Genomic DNA, 18,571 nt, shown 5'->3' on the forward strand with positions numbered 1-18,571 from the left:
CGAAACGCTGTGGTGCGGGGCGATCAGGAGAAGTGTGACGTGTCATGACACGAACTGCAGTGGCACTCCTCGGCGGCGCCGCCGCGATCGGCGCGGCGCTGGCCGCCCCCACGCTGGCGTCCGCCGGACCCGTTCCGGACGGCGTCTACGTCGGCACCACGCCCGAGGGCGCTCCCGTCCCGCTGTGGGACGGCAAGACCATCACCGGCGACACGACGGTCAACCGACTTCTCGGCGTGAACGCGATCCCGGGCGACGTCTACCGCGCCCCGAGCATCGCGACCGGGGCCGACGTGGTCCACGTCGACTACTCGCGCCTGTCCCCCGCCTTCGGAGCCGTCTTCCACGACGAGATGACGCGCGACGCCGTGAACCCGAACCGTTGGAACGGCACCGTGTACTTCGTCGGTGCCGGTCAGCCGGTGGTGGTGGGCGGGTTCGCGATCACGCGCTGATCAGGACGCGGCAGTGGCGAGTGCGCTCTCGAGCTCCGCGCGGGCCGCGAGGCCGTCCTCGCCGAGGCCGTCGAGGGTGAACACGTTCCACGCCTCGAGCAGGGGCTTGATCACCTCTTCGGTCTCGATGGTGCGGTCGTAGAGCCCGATGCCGGCGAGCAGTTCGGCGCTGCCACCGCGGCCGGGGAGATCGACGGTGGGGACCGAGAAGGACGCGACGGTGTCGGCGATGGCGCGGACGGCGCCGTCGGCATCGACGCGGATCGCGGCGGAGACCAGGTCGGTGAAGAGCGTGGTCTGCAGCTCGTCGTCCTCGGCGATGCGGTCGAGGATGCTCGACAGGAGAGCGTCCTGCGACGACGCGGAGGCGCGACGGTGGCGCACGGCCGCTGCGCGCTCGTCGAGGGCGAACTTGGCGAGGATGTGCAGCACGTGCAGAGACGGTGCGGAGTAGCCGGTGGTCATGTGCTCGATGCGCACACGCTCGAGATCCACCGGGTCGACCGCGCGAGTCGTCATGAGGTAGTTGCGCAGCACGATGGCGTGCCGGTTCTCCTCCGCGGTCCACCGGCCGATCAGCTTCCACCAGACGTCGCTGCTCCGGAGAGCGAACGCCAGGTCGCGGTGGTACTCGGGCAGGTTGTCGGCGACCAGCACGCTGACGGTGGCACCGACGACCTCGGCGTCACCGAGCGTCACCTGCTCCGGAGACCAGTCCTCGCCGCCGAGGAACGCGAAGTTGCGACCCGAGTCCCACGGGACGTAGTCGTGGGGCTGCCAGTCCCGAGCAGCGTCGATGTGCTTCTGCAGCAGGTGCGCGGCATCGGCTTCGAGCTCGCTCAACAGATCCTGGTCACTCTTCGGCATCACAGCAGCATAACGGCCGTAGGTGTCCACTCCGAACCTTCGGACCGCGCGACGCGGATTCCGGTGATCTCCCTGACAAAGAGGTCGGTGATAGTTCGGCGTCACACCGCGCCGGGCGGTCCGTGCCGCCCGGCGCGAACGGTGACTCAGGCCGGCCCGAACTCCTCGAGCATCTCGGTGACCAGTGCGGCGATGGGCGAGCGCTCCGAACGGGTCAGCGTGATGTGGGCGAAGAGAGGGTGCCCCTTCAACTTCTCGATCACGGCGGCGACACCGTCGTGGCGTCCGACCCGCAGGTTGTCGCGCTGTGCCACGTCGTGCGTGAGCACCACGCGTGATCCCGTGCCGAGCCGCGAGAGCACCGTCAGCAGGACGTTGCGTTCCAGCGACTGCGCCTCGTCGACGATGACGAACGAGTCGTGCAGCGACCGTCCGCGGATGTGCGTGAGCGGCAGCACCTCGAGCATGCCGCGTGCGGTGACCTCCTCGATGACCTCCGGACTCGCGAGACCGTCGAGCGTGTCGAACACCGCTTGCGCCCACGGGCCCATCTTGTCGCTCTCGCTGCCGGGGAGGTAGCCGAGCTCCTGGCCGCCGACCGCGTACAGCGGCCGGAACACGACGACCTTGCGATGGGTCCGTCGTTCGAGCACCGCGTCGAGGCCCGCGGTGAGCGCGAGCGCGGACTTACCGGTGCCGGCCTTCCCGCCGAGCGAGACGATGCCGATGCTCTCGTCGAGCAGCAGATCCAGGGCGACGCGCTGCTCGGCGGACCGGCCGTGCAGGCCGAACGCCTCACGCTCGCCGCGCACCAGCTGCACCTGCTTGTTCGCCGTCACCCGACCCAACGCGCTGGACGTGCCGCCGAGCAGTCGAACACCGGTGTGGCACGGCAACTCTCGCGCTTCGTCGATATCGGCGAATCCCTCGGCGAACAGGCCGTCGATGGTCGCGCGCGACGCCTCGATCTCGGCCATGCCCGTCCATCCCGACGGGACGACGTCGTGAGCGTGGTACTCGTCGGCCGGCAGACCCACCGCACCGGCCTTGACGCGCAGCGGGATGTCCTTGCTGACCAGCACCACGTCCTTGCCCTCGGCGGCGAGGTTCAGTGCGCACGCGAGGATCCGCGAGTCGTTGGAGTCGGTCCGGAAGCCGACGGGAAGAACAGCGGGGTCGGTGTGATTGAGCTCGACCTGCAGGGTGCCGTTCTCGGTGCCGATGGGCACGGGCTGATCGAGGCGCCCGTGGCGGATCCGCAGGTCGTCGAGCATCCGCAACGACTCGCGCGCGAACCACCCCAGTTCGTGATGATGCCGCTTGCCCTCGAGCTCGCTGATGACGACGAGTGGAAGGACGATCGCGTGCTCGGCGAACCGAGTCACGGCCCAGGGGTCCGAGAGCAGAACCGAGGTGTCCAGCACGTAGGTGCGGACGGAAGAACCGGAGCGAGCTGCAGTCACGTGGGGCTCCTAAGGACGCGCGGTCACCGCGCATCCGTCGATCGCTGGACCGGTCGATCCCGACACCGCAGGGACCGGGGCCGGCCCCTCCCGACCGAATGACTCAGTCATGTGTGAGGACCTCCCGTACGGACGGCTTCCCCGCCACCCGCACTGCTGACGCTAGACCGGATCGGGGGCGCAGGCTCGGCGACACGTGGGGACGTGTGGGTGAACTCTGCGTTACACGCCCGTGCGCCTTTCGCGCATCCAGGAGTACGCAAAAGGCGCACGGGGCCGAAGGCCACGGTGTTAACTTCGGCCGATGCAGAACGCGCAGGAAATGCAGCAGCTCAGGGGAACCCACGGCACCGTCGCCTACCGTTCCTGGCCGTCCACCACGCCGGGATTCGTCGCGCTGCTCGCGCACGGGTACGGCGAACACTCGGGTCGCTACGGCCACCTGGCGTCGACCCTGACGTCGGCCGGAGCGGCGGTGTACGCCCCCGACCATCACGGGCACGGGCAGTCGGACGGGACGCCCGCCGAGATCACGGACGTGGACGGCATCGTCGCCGATCTGCACTCGATCGCGGACATCGCCCGCGGCGAGCACCCCGATCTACCGGTGATGCTGCTGGGCCACTCGATGGGCGGTCTCATCGCCACGCGCTACGCGCAGACCCACCCCGGCGAGCTGGCGGCACTCGTGTTGTCCGGTCCGCTGGTCGGGCAGAACCCGGCCTTCTCGATGCTGCTGTCGATGGACGAGATCCCCGAGATCCCGATCGACCCGTCCGTGCTGTCCCGCGACCCCGAGGTCGGCGCCGCCTACCAGGCGGACCCGCTGGTCTTCCACGGCCCCTTCGCACGCGTCACCCTCGAGACCTTCACGGCCGCGGTGGAGACGGTGGCGTCCTCCGGCACTCTCGGCGACCAGCCGACGTTGTGGCTGCACGGCGGCGACGATCAGCTGGTGCCGCTGGAGCCGACGACCGAGGCGATGCGCTCACTGCGCGGCCCGTCGTTCGAGGAGAAGGTCTACCCCGGTGCGCGGCACGAGATCCTGAACGAGACCAACCGCAGCGAGGTCGAGTCGGACATCCTCGACTTCCTGGGCCGCGCCGGCCTGCCGCTCACTCGCGACTGAGGTCGCGGACGATCGACGAGTAGAGGCCGGGCCGGCGGTCCACCAGGTAGGGGTTGTCTCGATGGGCCGCCGCCACGACCTCGGTGTCCACCGTGCCGAGAATCAGGCCGGTCTCGTCGTCGAGTCGGTCGATCACCTCGGCGTCGGGGCCGACGATGCTGCTACGGCCGACGTAGGTGGTGGCGCGCTCGGTTCCGACGTGGTTGACGTACGCGACGTAGAGCTGGTTCTCCCATGCGCGCGTGCGGATGACGACGTCGGCCACGAATGTGAACGGCACCATCTGCGCGGTGGGAACGAGCAGGGCGTGCGCGCCCGCGAGGGCCGCGGCTCGGACGTTCTCGGGGAACTCGACGTCGTAACAGATCATCAGACCGAGCCGCACCCCGCGGAAGTCGACGACCGTCACCGAGTCGAGCCCGGGCGAGTACCACTCCCGGTCGAGCTCACCGTAGAGGTGCGACTTGCGGTGCTGCGCGATCACACTGCCGTCCGCATCGACGAGTGCGACCGTGTTGTACACCGCTCCCGCCTCGCTCTCCGGCAGACCCACGAGCAGCGCGATGCCGCGGCGGCGCGCCAGTGCGCACACCTCGGAGAGAAGCTCCCGTGACGTCAGCTCACCGAGGCGATCGCCGATGTCGTACCCGGTCACGAACATCTCCGGCGTGACCAGGAGGTCGGCTCCGCGCGCCAGAGCCGCCCCCGCGGCTCCGTCGAGTTCCGCGAGGTTGGCGTCGACGTCACCCGGTGACCCCGCCGTCTGCAGACCCGCCACGGTGAGCCGCATGTCGGATCAGCCCAGCAGTCCCCAGCCCTCGAGTCCCTCGTACAGCGGGAAGTCGTGGGCGAGCGTGCTGACGCGACCACGCAGGTCGTCGGTGGCCTCGCCGGTGGCGAGCGCCGTCGCGATGATGTCGGCGACCTCGGTGAACTCGGCCTCGCCGAACCCGCGGGTCGCGAGCGCCGCGGTACCGATACGCAGACCGGAGGTGACCATCGGCGGGCGCGGATCGAACGGCACCGCGTTGCGGTTCACGGTGATGCCGACCTCGTGCAGCAGATCCTCGGCCTGCTGGCCGTCGAGCTGCGAGTTGCGCAGGTCCACCAGCGCGAGGTGGACGTCGGTTCCGCCCGTCAGCACCGAGACACCCTTGTCGGAGACGTCGGCGCCGGTCAGCCGCTCCGCGAGCAGCGACGCACCGAGCAGGGTGCGTTCCTGACGCTCCCGGAACTCGGGAGTGCCGGCGATCTTGAAGGCGACGGCCTTGGCCGCGATCGCGTGCATGAGCGGACCGCCCTGCTGGCCGGGGAACACCGCGGAGTTGAGCTTCTTCGCCCACTCCTTCTTGGCGAGGATGATGCCCGAGCGGGGCCCACCGAGGGTCTTGTGGACGGTGGAGGACACGACGTCCGCGTAGGGCACCGGCGACGGGTGCACACCGGCGGCGACGAGCCCGGCGAAGTGCGCCATGTCGACCCACAGAAGCGCACCGACCTCGTCGGCGATGGAGCGGAACGCGGCGAAGTCCTGGTGCCGCGGGTAGGCCGACCATCCGGCGATGAGCACCTGTGGGCGTGCGTGCAGCGCCTGCTTGCGCACCTCGTCCATGTCGATGCGGTGGTCTTCCTTGCTCACACCGTAGGACTCGACCTCGTAGAGCTTGCCCGAGAAGTTCAGCTTCATGCCGTGCGTCAGGTGGCCGCCGTGCGCCAGGTCCAGACCCATGATCTTGTCGCCCGGGTTGATCAGAGCCATGAGAACGGCGGCGTTGGCCTGGGCGCCCGCGTGCGGCTGCACGTTGGCGAACTCGGCACCGAACAGCTCCTTCGCCCTGGTCCGAGCCAGATCTTCGACGATGTCGACGTGCTCACACCCGCCGTAGTACCGACGACCGGGGTAACCCTCGGCGTACTTGTTGGTGAGGACGCTGCCCTGCGCCTGGAGCACCGCGCGGGGAACGAAGTTCTCCGACGCGATCATCTCCAGGGTGTCGCGCTGGCGTCCCAGCTCGCCGGCCATCGCCGCGGCGACCTCGGGATCCACCTCGGCGAGGGAGGCGGTGTCGATGTTGGTGGCAGAGACGGGCGCAGCAGTCATGCCGCCGAGTCTAATGCCCGTGATCAGCGCAGTTGAGACGGGATGAGGGGTTCGTCGAGCAGCCGCTCGAAGCGGTCGGCTCGGCCGTCCGCCGAGTCGGCCCGGTGCAGCCACGAGTGCAGCAGGCGATACCCCTCGACATAGGTGCTGGTGTAGGCACGCCAGAGCGGTGAGGACAGGAATCGCAACATCTGACGGGCGCGTTCCGGTGTCGCGAGCGACCACTGCCCCAGGAACGCGGCCACGTCGTCCTGGCTGCGGTGCTCGTCGTGCAGCAGCAGCGCGGCGTCCTGACGCACCCCCAGCAGCTTCGCCGACGCGGTCTGCAGCGCCTCGGCGCGTTCCCCGTCGAATCGCAGGCCGAGGTCGGCGTAGATCTCCTGCGCCCACACTCCCCAGCCCGGCCCGACGATCGACTCGAGCGCCAGGTCCGCGAGGCCCTCGGCCATCAGGCACTGCGGAGTGTTGACGACGAAGAGCGTCTGCTCCGCCTGCCCGGCACCGCGCACGAGCCCGGCCTCCTTGCGGCAGTGCTCGGTGTGGTGGCCCGGGTACGACTCGTGTGCGATGAGATGGGGCAGATGCGCCATGTGCTGCTTGAGGTCCGAGTTGATCGCGACGGTGGACCGGTAGTCGCCCAGGTAGTAGTTGAACCCGGACCACGGCTTGTCGCCCACCACCTCGTAGGTGACCTTCTCGGTGTCGGGCAGCGGATACCGGCCGCGCACCTTGTCGCGCAACGCACTGGAGAACGCCTCGACGCACTCGGCGAGCCGCTCGGGCGGGATCTCGTCGGCCACGCGGTGAGCGCGCACCCGCTCCCCCAGTGGCCCCGCCCCGGCCAGCACCTCGTCCATCAGGCGATGTGCCTCGCGGTAGTCGTCGGTGTCGCCCGGTGCGATCGCGACGTCGAAGTAGTCGTGCACCTCGTCGACGAATCCGATCTCGTCACCGGCCAATTTCCGTGCCGACGTCTCGAGCGCGCGCAGGTGGACGTCGAGGAACGCGGCGCGGTCCTCGGAGAGCCCCGACGAGGGCAGTTCGGTCCGCAGTTCCGCCGCCCGCCGCGCCAGCGCGCGGGGTTCGGGCGGGGGCGCGTTCTCGACCTGGCGTCGCAGAGCGGGGTCGCCGGTGTAGGCGTCGACGAACCCCTCCTCGAGGCGATCGAAGGACAACCCCAGCACGAGGTAGTCGTGGACGAGAGTGTCGGCGTGCATGACGCTCGACTCTAGTCACGCACCACCCGGCTGTCGGTTCGCCGGAGCCACCCAGCACAATTCAGTCATGGAGGCAGCGTGTCCCGAGTGAGCGAGTCGAGTCCGTACGTCGAATTCGACCGTCGACAGTGGCGCACACTCCGGAACGCGACACCCCTGGTCCTGACCGAGGACGAGCTCACCGGCCTGCGCGGCCTGGGCGAACAGATCGACCTCGACGAGGTCGCGGAGGTCTACCTCCCCCTCGCTCGACTCATCCATCTCCAGGTGGCCGCCCGCCAACGCCTGTTCGCGGCGACGGCCACGTTCCTCGGGGAGAAGACGCCGGACCGCCAGGTCCCGTTCGTCATCGGCATCGCCGGCAGCGTCGCCGTCGGCAAGTCCACGACCGCGCGCGTGCTGCAGGCACTGCTGGCGCGATGGGAGCACCACCCGCGCGTGGACCTGGTGACGACGGACGGGTTCCTCTACTCGTCGGCCGAGCTGGTGCGTCGAGGAATCATGCACCGCAAGGGTTTTCCCGAGAGCTACGACCGGCGCAAGCTTCTGCGCTTCGTCACCGAGGTGAAATCCGGCGCCGAATCCGCACGCGCACCCGTGTACTCGCACGTCTCGTACGACATCGTGCCGGGCAAGTACACCGAGGTGCGACAGCCGGACATCCTCGTCATCGAGGGACTCAACGTCCTGCAGACCGGTCCGCGCCTCATGGTCTCGGACCTCTTCGACTTCTCCATCTACGTCGACGCCCGCATCGAGGACATCGAGAAGTGGTACGTCGACCGCTTTCTCGCCCTGCGCTCCACGTCGTTCGCCGACCCGGCCTCGCACTTCCACCACTACTCGGGACTGTCCGACGAGCACGCCAGGATCGCGGCCGCGGACATCTGGCAGTCGATCAACCGGCCCAACCTGGTGGAGAACATCCTGCCGACGCGCCCCCGCGCCACCCTGGTGCTGCGCAAGGACGCCGACCACACCATCAACCGGCTGCGCCTGCGCAAATTGTGACGACCGGCCTCCGGCCTGCCCGGCTCCGGCTCAGGTGCCGAATCTCCGGTGCCGCGCGGCGAAGTCGCGCAGCGCGCGCAGGAAGTCGACGCGGCGGAACTCGGGCCAGTAGGCCTCGGTGAACCAGATCTCCGAGTACGCGCTCTGCCACAGCAGGAACCCGGACAACCGCTGCTCCCCCGACGTGCGGATCACCAGATCCGGATCCGGCTGGCCCGACGTGTAGAGGTGCGAGTCGATGCCCTCGACGGTGACCGAGCGGAGCAACTCCTCCCCGTCGGCACCGTCGGACAGCCGTTCCGCGATGAGCGACTGCACGGCGTCGGCGATCTCCTGACGGCCGCCGTACCCGACCGCGACGTTGACGTGCGTTCCCGAACGGCCGGCCGTACCGGCGGCGGCCTCCTTGAGGCGGCGGGCGGATTCGGCGGGAAGCAGATCCATCGTGCCGACGATCTTCACGGACCAGTTCTTTCCCGGTCCGCTGATCTCCTCGACGACGTCGGTGATGATCTCGAGCAGCGAGTCGAGCTCGTCCGGTGACCGGCGCAGGTTCTCGGTGGACAACAGGTAGATGGTGGCCATCTCGACGCCGGCCATGTCACACCACGTGAGCAGCTCCGCGATCTTGAGCGCGCCCATCCGGTGCCCGTGGCTGACGTCGGTGAAGCCGTTCTCCCGAGCCCAGCGACGGTTGCCGTCGCACATCACGGCGACGTGCCGAGGGTGCTGAGCGCCCTCGAGCTGACGCAGCAGGCGCCTCTCGTAGAGCGTGTACAGCAGACCGCGAGCCTTCACCCAGCTCCCCACTTCGACAGAATTGTTCAGCAGGTGATCACCCTACGCCCGCAGTACGACGCGATCGGCGTGACCGACTCGTCACCGCGCCGCATGATGGTTCCGTGGCGTACGGGGTACCCGGCTCCGACCGCACACGAGAGAACAGGAGCAGTCATGACTGTTGTCCGGGACACCACGGCGAGCGTCGAAGCCGTGTGGAACGTGCTCTCCGACGGGTGGAGCTACGCGACGTGGGTGGTGGGTGCCTCGCGCATCCGCGCCGTCGACCCCGAGTTCCCCGCGCCCGGCTCGCGGATCCACCATTCGGTCGGGCTGTGGCCCGCCGTGCTGAACGACGAGACGCGGGTACTGAGCATGACGGAGGGACGTGAGGTGACACTCGAAGCGCGCGGGATGCCGGCAGGCAAGGCGACGATCGTCCTGCGCCTGACGCCGCGAGGCTCGGGGTGCCGGATCGAGATGATCGAACACGCTCGGACCCTCCCGTTCTCGCTCGTTCCCGAGTCGGTCCAGCACGCACTCGTGTATCCCCGCAACACCGAGGCGACACGGCGACTCGCGCTGCTGGCCGAGCGTTCCGCGGTTCCCCGATGACCACCACGACGGTGGACGCCGTCGTGATCGGAGCGGGCCACAACGGACTCGTCGCGGCGTCCGTGCTCGCCGACGCAGGATGGGACGTCGTCGTCCTGGAGTCCGCCCCGGTGCCCGGCGGCGCGGTCCGCAGCGCCGAGCTCACCCCGGGATACGTGAGCGACCTGTTCAGTGCCTTCTATCCCCTCGGTGCGTCGTCCCCGGCGTTCACGGCGCTCGAGCTCGACCGCCACGGACTCCGCTGGACCCACTCACCCGTCGTATTCGGTCACCCGCGCTCGCCCGACGACGAGGACGCCCCGGTGGTCCACCACGATCCCGAGGACACCGCCGCCATGCTGGCGGAGCACGATCCGCGCGACGGCGAGGCGTGGATGTACGTGGTGGATCAGTGGAACCGGATCCGCGATCCTCTGCTGCATTCGCTGTTCGGCAGCTCCTTCCCGCCTGTCAAGGGTGCCGCGACGCTCTTCCGGCGCCTCGGGACCGCGGAGACACTGCGGTTCCTGCGCTTCGCAGTACTCCCGGCCCGGGCGATGGCGCACGAGTTGTTCCACAGCGAGGCGGCGCGATGCCTGCTGCTCGGCAACGCCATGCATGCCGACGTCCCCACCGACGCACCCGCGAGCGGCATCATGGGCTACCTGCTGACGATGCTCGCGCAGGATGTCGGCTACCCCGTCCCGGTCGGCGGTGCGCAGGAGCTGACCAGCGCGCTCGTGCGCCGTGCCGAGAGCGCCGGGGCGCGGGTCGTCTGCGGAACCGAGGTGACCTCGATCGACGTCTCCGGCGGTGTCGCCCGCGGCGTGCGGACGGCAGGCGGCGACACGTACGTCGCACGGCGAGCCGTCGTCGCAGACGTGTCCGCTCCCGCGCTGTACGGCTCGCTGTTGCCGCGGGACGCGGTTCCCGCCCGGGTGCACAGCGATCTCGAGAAGTTCGAGTGGGACACCCCGGTGGTGAAGATCAACTACGCGCTCGACTCCCCGATCCCGTGGCGCTCGAAGAGTCTGAACGAGGCGGGCACGGTGCACGTCGGCGCAGACGACGACGGTCTGGTGCGATGGAACGCCGACCTGGTGACAGGCCGCATCCCGGAGCGGCCGTTCATGCTGTTCGGTCAGATGACGACCGCGGACGCCACCCGCTCCCCGGCCGGGACGGAGAGCGCATGGGCGTACACACACCTCCCCCGCGGTGTGACGGACGACGCCTCGGGCGACCTGCTCGCCGAGCGGGTCGACACCGTCCTCGAGGAGTACGCGCCCGGGTTCGCGGCGTCGATCGTCGGCAAGCACGTCCAGCGGCCGGGCGACCTGACAGCGGACGACGCCAACCTGTTCGGTGGCGCGGTGAACGGCGGAACGTCGCAACTGCAGCAGCAGTTGGTGTTCCGGCCCGTTCCCGGACTCGGACGTACGGAGACTCCCGTCGGTCGGTTGTTCCTCGGGAGCGCGTCCGCCCATCCGGGCGGCGGCGTGCACGGGGCACCGGGACTGGCTGCGGCGAGGGCCGCGTTGGCGAGCGACGGTGTGCGCGGATGGGTTCACCGCAAGACGATCAGTGCCCTGATGGATCTGACACTCGGTGACCGCTAGTTCGGCCACGGTCGGAGCGCGAACCTACGGTACCGTAGGTTCGTGACTGTCTTCGGGCTCGACGAACTGCCGGTGAAGCCGCGCATGCGCGGATGGATCCACCTGTACGCCTTCGGGGTGTCGGTGGTCTGCGGGATCGTGCTCGTGGTGCTCGCCTACTCGGCGGTGTCCGTCCGGGCCGGTCTCGCGATCACTGTCTACGCCGTCGCGACGTGCGGTCTCTTCGGAGTGAGCGCGACATACCACCGCGTCCACTGGCAGACCGTGCGCAGCCGGACGTGGATGAAGCGCGCCGATCACTCGATGATCTTCCTGTTCATCGCCGGCAGTTACACGCCGTTCGCAGTGCTCGGGCTGCCGAGCCGCACCGGCACCATCGTGCTGATCGTGGTGTGGGCCGGTGCGCTGGCCGGAGTGACGCTGAAGATGCTGTGGCCCACGGCCCCTCGCTGGCTGGGCGTGCCCCTGTATCTCGTGCTGGGCTGGGCCATCGTGCCGGTCGCGGGCGAACTCACCCATCGTGTGGGCGTCGGACCGATGGCACTGCTGGTGGCGGGCGGCGTGTTCTACAGCATCGGCGCGATTCTCTACGCAACGAAGTGGCCCAACCCGTGGCCCACCACGTTCGGCCATCACGAGTTCTTCCACGCCGCGACGGTCGTCGCCGCGGTGTGCCACTACGTCGCTGTGTGGCTGGTGCTCTTCACCTGATCCGGCGTCACCGGACCAGGAGTGCGGTCAGGTCCTCGGGGTCGGTGACCGGTCGGTCGCACACGAAGCCGTGACACACGTACGCGGCCGACTCGCCGCTCACCAGCGGGCGATCCGCGAGCAGCGGGACCGAGTCGGGCGGACCCGCGACCACCACCGTGCCGCCGGCGGCGACGCGGCGGGCGGTGCGCACGAGGTCGTCGTCGACCGACTCCGTGGCGATCGCCACCTGCACCGGTCCCGCCACCGCGGCTTCCGCGACGGTCAGCCAGTGGCCGGCCGACCGGGGTGCCCGCTCGAGCAGGATCGACGCTCGCGCCAGCGACCTGTCCGCCGCCGCACCGAAGCGCGAGGAGTTCTCGCTGGACGCGGCCACCGTCAGCAGAGCCTCGGTGATCAGTGCCGCTCCGGACGGGGTCGCGTTGTCGAGTGGATCGCGAGGCCGGGTCACGAGCGTCTCCGCGTCGTCGGCGGTGTCGAACCAGCTGCCCGGCTGCTCAGGATCGGCGAAGTGGTCGAGCGCGACGTCGAGTACCTCCTCCGCCGCCGTCAGCCAGCGTGCCTCCCCGGTCGCCTGGTGCAGCGCGGCGAGAGCGACGGCGAGTGCGCCGTGATCCTCCGCGATGGCCGCCGCATCGCCCACGACGCCGCCCAGGGACGCACGCCGTAGTCGGCCGTCGACGCGGTGCAGGTCCAGGATGCGGTCCGCGCAGCGTGCTGCCGCATCGACCCAGTTCCGGTACCCCAGCGCGGCGCCGCCCTCGGCCAGCGCCGTGATCGCGAAGCCGTTCCAGGCGGTCACCACCTTGTCGTCGCGCCCCGGCTGAGGACGCGTGGCACGCGACGCGGCCAGTGCTGCGCGCATGCGTGCGAAACGCTCGGGGTCCGTCGGTTCGGCCCGCAGCTGCAACACGGACGCCCCCTCCTCGAACGTGCCCGTGTCGGTCACCCCGAACACCTGTGCGGCCCGAGCCCCGTCCTCGTCGCCCAGCACCTCGACCAGCTGCGCGGGTGTCCACGCGTAGGTCAGCCCCTCCACCCCGTCGGTGTCGGCGTCCAGGGCGGAGGCGAAGCACCCGTCGTCCGTGCCGAGATCGCGCAGGAGGAAGTCGGCGGTGTCGACGGCCACACGATGAGCGAACGCATCGCCGCGGCGCGCCAGGTGAGCGTAGAAGCGCAGCAGCAACGCGTTGTCGTAGAGCATCTTCTCGAAGTGCGGCACCACCCAGTCCGCATCGACGGAGTACCGGGCGAAACCGCCCCCGAGCTGGTCGTACATCCCGCCGCGGGCCATGGCGTCGGCGGTACGGCCCACCGCAGCGCGGGCAGGCTCCGACCCGGTGCGCTCGACGTGGCGGAGCAGCCCCTCCACGAGAGACGACGGTGGGAACTTCGGTGCTCCGCCGAAGCCGCCGCGCGGCACGTCCTCGTCCGCCAGAACGCGCGCCACCGCCTCGTCGAGCAGGGCGGCGTCGACGACGCGGTCGCCCTCCGGGATGCCCGCGGCGGTCCTGCGCAGTTCCGCGACCACCGAGGCCGACGCCTGCTGCACCTCGTCACGACGGGTGCGCCACGTCTCGGAGATGGCCTCGAGCAGCTGCGAGAACGACGGCATCCCCTGCCGAGGTGTGGGCGGGAAGTAGGTGCCGCAGTAGAACGGTTCCGCGTCGGGGGTGAGGAACGCCGTCATCGGCCAACCGCCCTGACCCGTCATCGCGACCGTCGCGTTCATGTAGACGGCGTCGATGTCGGGGCGTTCCTCGCGGTCGACCTTGATGCACACGAAGTTCGCGTTCATGATCTCCGCGATGGCGTCGTTCTCGAACGACTCGTGTGCCATCACGTGACACCAGTGACACGCCGAGTAGCCCACCGACAGCAGGACCGGGACGTCTCGTTCGCGAGCCCACGCCAGGGCGTCGTCACCCCACTGCTGCCAGTGCACGGGATTGTCGGCGTGCTGACGCAGGTAGGGGCTCGTCGAGTCGGACAGGGTGTTGCGCTCACGGGTGGCCACCCCTGCAGTGTCCCCCGTGACACCCGGCGCAATCACCGCTCGGGTCGCAAACCCCTCACCGCTCGGGTCGGAAGCCTCCGCGGTCCGTGCCCTCGTCCGCCGCCTGGTCCGGCGTCGGATCCTCCGGCTCGAAGGACGCCGGGAGCTTCTTGAAGTGCGCGTTCATCGACCGCACCAACAGGGCGGTACCGATGAGCAACAGCACGATGATGACGAGACCGACGGGTGACGCCTTACCGAACTCGGGCCCGGTGTTGTTCTGCGCCAGCATGATCGACGCGCTGAGCACGGTCATCTAGGACTCTATCCCGGCGAACAGGTCGGTCTCGGGCAGCGACGTGCGCACGCGGGTCCGCGCGAGCTCGTACTCCTCGGTCGGCCACAGCTTCTTCTGCACGTCGACCGGGACCGCGAAGAAGCGGCCGTTCGGATCGATCTGGGTGCGGTGCGCACGCAGTGCGTCGTCGCGCTGCTGGAAGTAGTCCGCGCACTCCACCTGGGTGGTGACGCGCTCCATGATCTCGCCGCGATCCTTCGGCCACTGCGCGAGCCATTCCGTGAACGGCCCCTCCTGACCGGAGGCGATCATCTCGTCGTCGAACAACTGCATGCGCTGGCGGATGAAGCCGTGGGAGTAGTAGAGCTTCGAGACCTCCCACGCCTCGCCCGTTCCGGGGAACTGCTCGGGATCGGCGGCCGCCTCGTACGCGGCGACCGACACCTCGTGGCAGCGGATGTGGTCGGGGTGGGGGTAGCCACCCTTCTCGTCGTAGGTCGTCATGACGTGCGGCTTGAAGTCGCGCACCACGCGCACCAGAGCCTCGGTCGACTCCTCGAGCGGCACCAGCGCGAAGCATCCCTCGGGAAGCGGCGGCAGCGGATTTCCCTCCGGCAGACCGGAGTCCACGAACCCCAGCCACGTCTGCTGCACCCCGAGAATGGCTGCGGCAGCGGCCATCTCCTCCTTGCGCACCTCGGACATGCGCTCGCGCACACCGGGGATGTCCATGGCCGGGTTGAGGATGTCGCCGCGCTCACCGCCGGTGAGCGTGACCACCAGCACCTCATTGCCCTCGGCCGCGTAACGCGCCATGGTGGCAGCGCCCTTGGAGGACTCGTCGTCGGGATGGGCGTGCACTGCCATCAGTCGCAGTCCGCTCACGTGTGCCTCACTTCAACTATCGGTGGTGCTCCGGTTCCGGTCCGGGCACCTCCAATAGTTCCACTTCGTCCGGTACCCCGCCGAGGCGGTACCGGGTCCGCGGGTAAGTTCGACGGCGATGTCCACCACGCCGCAGAGTCTCCCCGAGGGTCGCTACCCCACCAGTCGGGGAATCGCCCCGTCCCGTGTCCTCGCCGTGGCTCTGACGCTGCTGGTCATCGCGCTGGGCGTGGCCGTCGCCTACCTCGGATACACCAAGTTCACCACCCCCGACGTCGACGGGACGATGGTGTCGTTCGACATCGTCGGCGAGGACCGCGTCGACGTGCGCCTGAACGTGACCAGGGACGACCCGTCCCAGCCCGCGGTCTGCATCATCCGATCGCGATCGCGCGACGGAACCGAGACCGGGCGACGCGAAGTACTGATCCCGGCGTCCGAGAACGGCACCGAGGACGTCCGCAGCTTCGTGATCACCTCGGCCGCGCCGGGCCTCGCCGACCTCTACGGATGCAGCCTCGACGTGCCGGAACATCTCACACCTCGGTGACGGTCGGGTGCCGACCAAGAAACCACGAAGTTCTTTCGTGGTAAAATCGCTTCGTACACGGCTCACCCAGTGGGGCCGTGTATTGCTGCATTGACGGGCGTAACGCGAGCACTCGAGCCAAGGGCCGTTCGCATCGACCGCGTTCCGCCCCGGCGGAACGCCCTGCTCGTGACGGAGCTCGCGCACCAGCGCGGGCTCTCTTTCACGTGTGGGCTCGGTGACACCACCGCACGCCGCCTACGAATACCGGAGCCGAACGGCTCTGAAGAACACAAGGGAGTGATCGAGATGAGCGAGACCCAGGTGACCTGGCTGACCCAGGAGTCGCACGACAGGCTCAAGGGCGAACTCGACCAGCTCATCGCCAACCGACCCGTCATCGCCGCGGAGATCAACGAGCGACGGGAAGAGGGCGACCTCAAGGAGAACGGTGGATACCACGCCGCCCGCGAGGAGCAGGGCCAGCAGGAGGCGCGTATCCGCCAGCTGCAGGAGCTGCTGAACAACGCCAAGGTCGGCGAGGCTCCCACCCAGTCGGGCGTCGCGCTCCCCGGGTCGGTCGTCAAGGTCTACTACGACGGTGACGAGTCCGATTCCGAGACGTTCCTCATCGCCACGCGTGAGGAGGGCGCACGGGACGGCAAGCTCGAGGTCTACTCCCCCAACTCGCCCCTCGGCGGCGCATTGATCGACGCCAAGGTCGGCGACACGCGCGAGTACTCGCTGCCCAACGGCAAGACCATGAAGGTCACGCTCGCGAGCGCGGAGCCTTACCACAACTGATCTCGCACGACGCATGTCGTTCGGCCCCGCACGTTCGCGTACGGGGCCGAACTGCGTTTCCCATCCGTGTGGCCGCCGGGCTCGAAGCCCTGGTGTAACAGGCACGCGCTCGCCGAGCGATGAACGCCATGGAGGTGCCACCAGATGAGTCTCGCCACGAAGGCATTCGCAGGGTTCGACATCGACGACCGCCACGTGCGGGTGGTCGTCACCGACGCGGCCGTGATCACCGATGCGGCAGCCGCGGCGCGCACCGCCCTGGACACGTGGCTCGACATCGTCTCGCTCACCCGTGCGGACTCCGAACTGCAGCGACTGAACCGCTCCTTCGGCCGGACCGTGCGCGTCTCCCCTGCTCTGGCGGACCAGGTGCGACACGCCCTCGCCGCCGCGGACCTGACGGCCGGCGCCGTCGATCCGCTCCGCAGCTTGGGCACGGACACTCACGAGGCCATCGAGATCGACGGACTCGGCATGCGCCTTCCCGGCTGGGCCACAGTCGATCTGGACGCGACAGCGCTCGCCGTGGTCGTGGAGCGCATCGCCGCGACGATTGCACGCCGCTTCGGCTGCGGGGCACTGGTGTCGGTGTCGGGTGCGAACTCGACCGACACCGACAGTGCCGTCGCCGGGCCGGAACCCGTTCGCGGATGGCAGATCTCGGTGATCGACGGCTCGGCGGAACGCCTCGTTCCGATCGCCTCGGGAACCACGATGGTGACCACCACGGGCACCACCACGGCCACGGTGGCCGCGTCCTCCCCCGTGGTGGCAGCCGCGCTGTCGCGCGCCGCGGCAGCGGGCGACGACGCGCTGGTCGATCGCGCCGCCGACCACGCCTCCGCCGCGGTCTTCATCGCCGCCTGATCACTCCTGAACTGTCTGATCACTCCTGGACTTCGGCCTCGTATCCGGCGGCCGCGAGACCCGACAGCACGGCGGCGCGGTGATCCGGGCCCCGGGTCTCCAGGGTCATCATGATCTCGACCTCGTCCATCGCCAGCCGCCCTGCAGTGCGCGCGTGCACCACGTCGACCACACTCGCGGCCGTGTCGCGTGCCACGCCGAGCACCCCCACCAGGCCACCCGGGCGGTCGGGGATGACGATGCGCACCGTCAGATAGCGACCCGCCGCTCGCAACCCGTGCGCGACGACGTGTGTCAGCAGGAGCGGATCGATGTTGCCGCCGGACAGGACAGCGACGATCGGGCCGTCACCGTGGAACTGTTCGGGATGGTCCATGAGCGCAGCGACGGCTGCCGCTCCGGCGGCTTCGACGATGAGTTTGGCGCGCTCCATACACAGCAGCAGTGCCCGCGACAGCGCATCTTCGCTGACGGTGATCACGCGGTCCACCATCTCGGTGACGTGCGCGAAGGGGACCGCCCCGGGACGCCCCACGGCGATACCGTCGGCCATCGTCGACATCCGTTCGGCAGAGATCGGCATACCGGCCTCGAGCGATCCGGGCCACGCGGCTGCCTGTTCCGCCTGCACCCCGACGATGCGAATGTCCTTGCCGCTCAACGCGACGGCAGCGGCGATGCCGGCGACGAGACCGCCGCCGCCGGTCGGCACCACGATGGTGCCCACATCGGGCATCTGATCCAGGATCTCGACACCGACGGTGGCCTGGCCAGCGACCACGTCGATGTGATCGAACGGGTGGATCAGCACGGCGCCGGTCTCGTCGGCGAAGGCCATGGCCGCCAGGAGAGCCTCGTCGATGGTGGTGCCCACCTGGTGAATGGTGGCCCCGTACGCCTTGGTGGCCACCAACTTCGGCAGCGGCGCACCGTTCGGCATGAACACCGTCGACGCGGCCCCGAGTTCCGACGCCGCCCACGCGACGCCCTGCGCGTGATTGCCGGCACTGGCCGCGACCACCCCACGAGCGCGCTCCTCGTCGGTCAGACCCGCGATCCGGTTGTACGCACCCCGCGGCTTGAACGATCCGGTGCGCTGCAGGTTCTCGCACTTGAGCCACACCTGGCGGTCGGTGCGATCGGACAGGACACGGGACGCCACGAGGGGTGTGCGGCGCATGACCGGGGCGAGCAGCGCGGTGGCGCGGTCCAGCCGGTCGGCGGTGAGGAGATCCATGGCTGGAA

The 18,571-nt window shown here is 69.3% G+C and carries 19 protein-coding genes; 9 read left to right on the top strand and 10 right to left on the bottom strand.

What is annotated here, in order from left to right; genetic code table 11:
* Nucleotides 1–44 precede the first annotated feature (44 nt).
* Nucleotides 45–455 carry a hypothetical protein gene (locus OG947_RS03530; RefSeq protein WP_222638193.1) on the top strand — a complete coding sequence of 137 codons (411 nt, stop codon included), beginning with the start codon at nucleotides 45–47 and terminating at the stop codon, nucleotides 453–455.
* On the opposite strand, the gene OG947_RS03535 is transcribed toward OG947_RS03530, so the two are convergent.
* On the bottom strand, nucleotides 456–1,322 hold the full coding sequence (locus tag OG947_RS03535; RefSeq protein WP_027503927.1) for an acyl-ACP desaturase: 867 nt from the start codon (nucleotides 1,320–1,322) through the stop codon (nucleotides 456–458). It abuts the gene before it with no gap.
* 146 nt (nucleotides 1,323–1,468) lie between these two features.
* Nucleotides 1,469–2,785, bottom strand: a complete 1,317-nt coding sequence (locus OG947_RS03540) for a PhoH family protein (protein ID WP_027503928.1) — start codon at nucleotides 2,783–2,785, stop codon at nucleotides 1,469–1,471.
* A gap of 304 nt (nucleotides 2,786–3,089) precedes the next feature.
* Between OG947_RS03540 and OG947_RS03545 the strand changes: the two genes are divergently transcribed.
* A complete protein-coding gene (locus tag OG947_RS03545) occupies nucleotides 3,090–3,914 on the top strand; it encodes an alpha/beta hydrolase (RefSeq protein ID WP_328813122.1) in 825 nt (274 codons plus the stop codon).
* On the opposite strand, the gene OG947_RS03550 is transcribed toward OG947_RS03545, so the two are convergent.
* Genes OG947_RS03550 through OG947_RS03560 form a run of 3 tightly spaced genes read right to left on the bottom strand, consistent with a single transcriptional unit; the run spans nucleotide 3,901 to nucleotide 7,232 of the window.
* The gene (locus OG947_RS03550; RefSeq protein ID WP_328813123.1) at nucleotides 3,901–4,704 is read right to left on the bottom strand and encodes a carbon-nitrogen hydrolase family protein; all 804 of its coding nucleotides are present in this window, start codon (nucleotides 4,702–4,704) and stop codon (nucleotides 3,901–3,903) included. The two genes, OG947_RS03545 and OG947_RS03550, sit on opposite strands and share 14 nt — an antisense overlap.
* A gap of 6 nt (nucleotides 4,705–4,710) precedes the next feature.
* Nucleotides 4,711–6,015: a serine hydroxymethyltransferase gene (gene glyA, locus OG947_RS03555; RefSeq protein ID WP_027503931.1), complete on the bottom strand. Its 1,305-nt coding sequence runs from the start codon at nucleotides 6,013–6,015 to the stop codon at nucleotides 4,711–4,713.
* A gap of 23 nt (nucleotides 6,016–6,038) precedes the next feature.
* The gene (locus OG947_RS03560) at nucleotides 6,039–7,232 is read right to left on the bottom strand and encodes a DUF885 domain-containing protein (protein ID WP_222650244.1); all 1,194 of its coding nucleotides are present in this window, start codon (nucleotides 7,230–7,232) and stop codon (nucleotides 6,039–6,041) included.
* A gap of 78 nt (nucleotides 7,233–7,310) precedes the next feature.
* Here OG947_RS03560 and coaA point away from each other — a divergent pair, with 78 nt between their 5' ends.
* A complete protein-coding gene (gene coaA, locus OG947_RS03565) occupies nucleotides 7,311–8,243 on the top strand; it encodes a type I pantothenate kinase (RefSeq protein WP_027503933.1) in 933 nt (310 codons plus the stop codon).
* A gap of 30 nt (nucleotides 8,244–8,273) precedes the next feature.
* Here the strand turns inward: coaA and OG947_RS03570 are convergent, their stop codons facing one another.
* Nucleotides 8,274–9,041, bottom strand: a complete 768-nt coding sequence (locus OG947_RS03570) for an isoprenyl transferase (RefSeq protein WP_204866693.1) — start codon at nucleotides 9,039–9,041, stop codon at nucleotides 8,274–8,276.
* A gap of 156 nt (nucleotides 9,042–9,197) precedes the next feature.
* On the opposite strand from OG947_RS03570, the gene OG947_RS03575 reads away from it, so the two are divergent.
* From OG947_RS03575 to trhA, 3 genes are read left to right on the top strand one after another with little or no spacing between them, the layout of a single operon-like run.
* On the top strand, nucleotides 9,198–9,638 hold the full coding sequence (locus OG947_RS03575) for an SRPBCC family protein (protein ID WP_027503935.1): 441 nt from the start codon (nucleotides 9,198–9,200) through the stop codon (nucleotides 9,636–9,638).
* Nucleotides 9,635–11,236, top strand: coding sequence for a phytoene desaturase family protein (locus OG947_RS03580; protein WP_222650242.1), 1,602 nt, complete (start codon nucleotides 9,635–9,637; stop codon nucleotides 11,234–11,236). The genes OG947_RS03575 and OG947_RS03580 overlap by 4 nt, the downstream gene beginning before the upstream one ends.
* A gap of 42 nt (nucleotides 11,237–11,278) precedes the next feature.
* On the top strand, nucleotides 11,279–11,947 hold the full coding sequence (trhA, locus tag OG947_RS03585) for a PAQR family membrane homeostasis protein TrhA (RefSeq protein WP_222627455.1): 669 nt from the start codon (nucleotides 11,279–11,281) through the stop codon (nucleotides 11,945–11,947).
* Between the two features lie 7 nt (nucleotides 11,948–11,954).
* Here trhA and OG947_RS03590 read toward each other — a convergent pair whose 3' ends face one another.
* From OG947_RS03590 to mca, 3 genes are read right to left on the bottom strand one after another with little or no spacing between them, the layout of a single operon-like run.
* A complete protein-coding gene (locus OG947_RS03590) occupies nucleotides 11,955–13,964 on the bottom strand; it encodes a thioredoxin domain-containing protein (RefSeq protein WP_328813124.1) in 2,010 nt (669 codons plus the stop codon).
* Between the two features lie 55 nt (nucleotides 13,965–14,019).
* Nucleotides 14,020–14,259, bottom strand: coding sequence for a hypothetical protein (locus OG947_RS03595; RefSeq protein ID WP_204866685.1), 240 nt, complete (start codon nucleotides 14,257–14,259; stop codon nucleotides 14,020–14,022).
* Nucleotides 14,260–15,108, bottom strand: a complete 849-nt coding sequence (gene mca / locus OG947_RS03600; RefSeq protein WP_328813961.1) for a mycothiol conjugate amidase Mca — start codon at nucleotides 15,106–15,108, stop codon at nucleotides 14,260–14,262.
* Nucleotides 15,109–15,244: 136 nt separating this feature from the next.
* On the opposite strand from mca, the gene OG947_RS03605 reads away from it, so the two are divergent.
* From OG947_RS03605 to OG947_RS03615, 3 genes are all read left to right on the top strand, one after another.
* Nucleotides 15,245–15,676, top strand: coding sequence for a DUF4307 domain-containing protein (locus OG947_RS03605; protein WP_027503941.1), 432 nt, complete (start codon nucleotides 15,245–15,247; stop codon nucleotides 15,674–15,676).
* Between the two features lie 288 nt (nucleotides 15,677–15,964).
* A complete protein-coding gene (gene greA / locus OG947_RS03610) occupies nucleotides 15,965–16,459 on the top strand; it encodes a transcription elongation factor GreA (RefSeq protein ID WP_027503942.1) in 495 nt (164 codons plus the stop codon).
* A gap of 144 nt (nucleotides 16,460–16,603) precedes the next feature.
* On the top strand, nucleotides 16,604–17,326 hold the full coding sequence (locus tag OG947_RS03615) for an FAD:protein FMN transferase (protein WP_328813125.1): 723 nt from the start codon (nucleotides 16,604–16,606) through the stop codon (nucleotides 17,324–17,326).
* A 19-nt stretch (nucleotides 17,327–17,345) separates the two neighbouring features.
* On the opposite strand, the gene ilvA is transcribed toward OG947_RS03615, so the two are convergent.
* Complete coding sequence (gene ilvA / locus OG947_RS03620; RefSeq protein ID WP_027503943.1) at nucleotides 17,346–18,563, bottom strand: threonine ammonia-lyase; 1,218 nt, start codon at nucleotides 18,561–18,563, stop codon at nucleotides 17,346–17,348.
* Nucleotides 18,564–18,571: the final 8 nt, after the last annotated feature.

The sequence above is a fragment of the Rhodococcus sp. NBC_00297 genome, from assembly GCF_036173065.1.
Lineage (GTDB): Bacteria > Actinomycetota > Actinomycetes > Mycobacteriales > Mycobacteriaceae > Rhodococcoides.